At 35.2% G+C, this 3273-nt stretch carries 1 protein-coding gene; it reads left to right on the top strand.

The features are described from left to right. The coding region (locus AFK68_RS04925; protein ID WP_094671829.1) for an EAL domain-containing protein at nucleotides 1–2888 on the top strand (2888 nt) is incomplete at its 5' end. Nucleotides 2889–3273 lie beyond the last annotated feature (385 nt).

The following is a 3273-nucleotide window of genomic DNA, read 5'->3' as shown; positions in this document are numbered from 1 at the left end:
ATAATTATCTTTTCAAAGATAGATTATTTACTTTACCAATTATTTTAGAGCGGGCGATCGCTGAATATAGATTAAAAAAAGAACAACAACTAGCTATTAAAAAATTAGAACAGCAAGCTCAACAAGAAGCAATTATTAATCGCATTGTCCAGGGAATGCGAAATACTTTGTTACTTGATGAAGTCCTGCAAAAAACTATTGAGCAGTTACATGAGGTGTTGCAAGTTAGCCGTTGTTTAATTGTGAGACCAGACTGCCAGAATAATATTAAGCTTTGCCATTTCAGTAAAATAACAGTTGAATGTGAAAATCAAGAATGTTTATGTTATCAAGTTCATCAGTATTATTCTGAGTCACTAGCTAGAGGAGAACAGGTAAAAATTAGTAAACTAGATACAACCATACTGCCAGAAGTAAAAAATATTATTGACCAGTGTGAAGTAACATCGGTTTTAATTACACCATTGCTGTATCAGGATACTTATCTAGGTGGGATTATTCTACATCAATGCGATCGAGAAAGACTATGGAGTGAGGATGAACTTTCTTTATTGAAATCAATTGCCGATCATTGTGCTATTGCTATCCACCAAGCAGAATTATACCAACAAGCACAAACAGAAATAGCAGAACGCAAGCGAGTAGAACAGGAGTTACGCAAAAGTCAGGAACGTTATGCACTTGCTATTGAAGCAGGTCATGTAGGAATCTGGGAATGGGATTTAGACACTAATGAAATTTATCTTGACTCTATGTTGAAGATAATGCTCGGTTTTGAAGATTGGGAAATTACAAACCACATAGATGATTGGAATCAGTTAGTTCATCCAGAAGACCGAGAACAGATGATGATAGCAAAAAATTCTCACTTGGCAGGATTAACACCAAAATATGAAATGGAACATAGGATACAACATAAAGATGGCAGTTACCGATGGTTTTTCTGTCGTGGAGTTGCCATTCGAGATAGTCAGGGGAAAGCATTTAGGATCATGGGAACAAATACGGATATTACAAAATATAAGCAAGCAGAAGCAACTGCTATTGCTAGTCAACAACAACTTATAGCTATGATTGCGATTATGCGTAATATTACTGAGCGCAAACAAGCAGAAAAAGCTCTACTAGAGAATGAACGGAGATTTCGCGCTCTGATTGAAAATGGCAGCGATTTGATATTGATTACTGATGCTCATGGAATTTCTAGTTATGTCAGTCCATCAGCAAGGAGGATTTTGGGATATATACCAGAAAAGGCTGTAGGTCAGAACATCTTCGATTTCATTCACGTCGATGATTTGTTCGCAATGACTAATACTCTCAACAAAGCAATGGAAAACCCTGGTATCAGTCAACCACCTATTGAGTACCGAGTTAAACATCGTCAGGGTTATTGGTGTTTCCTTGAAGGTGTGATCACTAACCTTTTACACGATCCAGCGGTGGGAGGTATCATTATCAACAGTCACGATATTACTCAACGTAAACAAACTGAAGAACAATTAAAACATGATGCACTCCACGATGTACTGACTAATCTCCCTAACCGTACTCTGTTTATGGATCGTTTAGAGCAAACAATTAAATATGTTGAACGTCGAAAAAACTTTTTGTTTGCAGTGCTATTTATAGATATTGACCGATTTAAAGCTGTTAATGATAGTCTTGGTCATCGGGTTGGAGACGAACTGATAATTACGATTGCCAAACAACTAAAATCATTATTGCGTAATGGAGATACAGTTGCTCGTCTTGGTGCAGATGAATTTGTAATTTTGCTAGAAGATATTTCAGCGGTTAGCGATGCTACCTATATTGCTAATCGTATTCACCAACAACTAACTTTACCAATTATTTTAGATGGTAATGAGGTATTTATTACTGCTAGTATTGGTATTGCCCTGAATTCCACAAGTGTGAGTTCCAGTTCCACGAGTATTAGAGCAGCAGAACATATTTTGCGAGATGCAGAAATAGCTATGCACTCTGCCAAAAATTTAGGTAGAGGATCTCATCAAATTTTTTGCACTTCTATGCACACTCAAATTCTCAAACGTTTAAAATTGGAGAATAATTTACAACGCGCTCTCAAAAATATTAAGAATCAATCACTCGCTGATAAATCTGAGTTTATGCTTAACTATCAACCAATTGTTTCTCTCACAACAAATAAAATTATTGGTTTTGAAGCACTGGTACGTTGGCAGCATCCAGAACTTGGTTTAATTTCTCCGGCTGAATTTATTCCTCTTGCAGAGGAAACAGGGTTAATTATACCTCTTGGTTTATGGGTGTTAAGAAAAGCTTGCTTCCAGTTACGTCAATGGCAAAATCAATGGCCGAATAATTCTCCTTTGAAAATGAGTGTTAATCTTTCTGTGAAGCAGTTTGCTCAAGCAGATTTAATTGAGCAAATAGACAAAATTCTTTTAGAAACTCACCTTGATAGTAGTAATTTAAAACTGGAAATTACTGAAAGTGCTTTGATTGAAAATAATGAGTCTGTTACAGAAAAAATGTCTCAGTTAAGGGCGCGTAATATTGAGTTATGTATTGATGATTTTGGCACAGGATATTCTTCTTTAAGTTATCTACACCGTTTTCCCATGAATACTTTAAAAATTGACCGTTCTTTTGTGAATAGAATAGGTCTTGTTAATATGGTAAGTGAAGGGTCAATTGAACCAACAGAAATTATCCGTTCAATTATTACTTTGTCTCACAATTTAGGTATCGATGTTGTTGCTGAGGGGGTAGAAACTTCAGAGCAAGTGCTTCAACTTCAAGCTTTAAGGTGTGAATATGGTCAGGGTTATTTATTTTCTAAGCCCCTAGATATGGCAGCAGCAACAGGTTTAGTTGCTAGTATAAATAATAATTCTAATTAGAAATAGGGTAAGCATTCAGCTATTAGCTATCAGCTATCAGCTATCAGCTATTAATATAAAATTTGCCTTTGTAGAATAAAATCAATATTAACAAAAACTCCTGCTTTAGTGAGGTTTGGAGACCAAACCCCTACAATATTGAATTTTACCAATACTACTGGATTTAATATTATTTATTAAATTTATCCTCTAAAGCTAATAGCTGAAAACTGACGGCTGTTTGCGCAGCATTCCGCAGGAAATGCTTACGAAATAGGGAGTAGGGAGTAGGGAGTCAAATTATTTTGATAAATAATGTCTTTTTTTGATAAAATTAAAACTATTGAATAAGATAATGTTTATAAATTAAGTATCAAGAAACCTGTTGAGCAACTAATATATATAG

The organism is Hydrocoleum sp. CS-953, from assembly GCF_002260545.1.
GTDB lineage: Bacteria > Cyanobacteriota > Cyanobacteriia > Cyanobacteriales > Microcoleaceae > Trichodesmium.
Note: the sequence above shows the minus strand (reverse complement) of the source record. Positions and strands in the feature narration are given on the sequence as shown.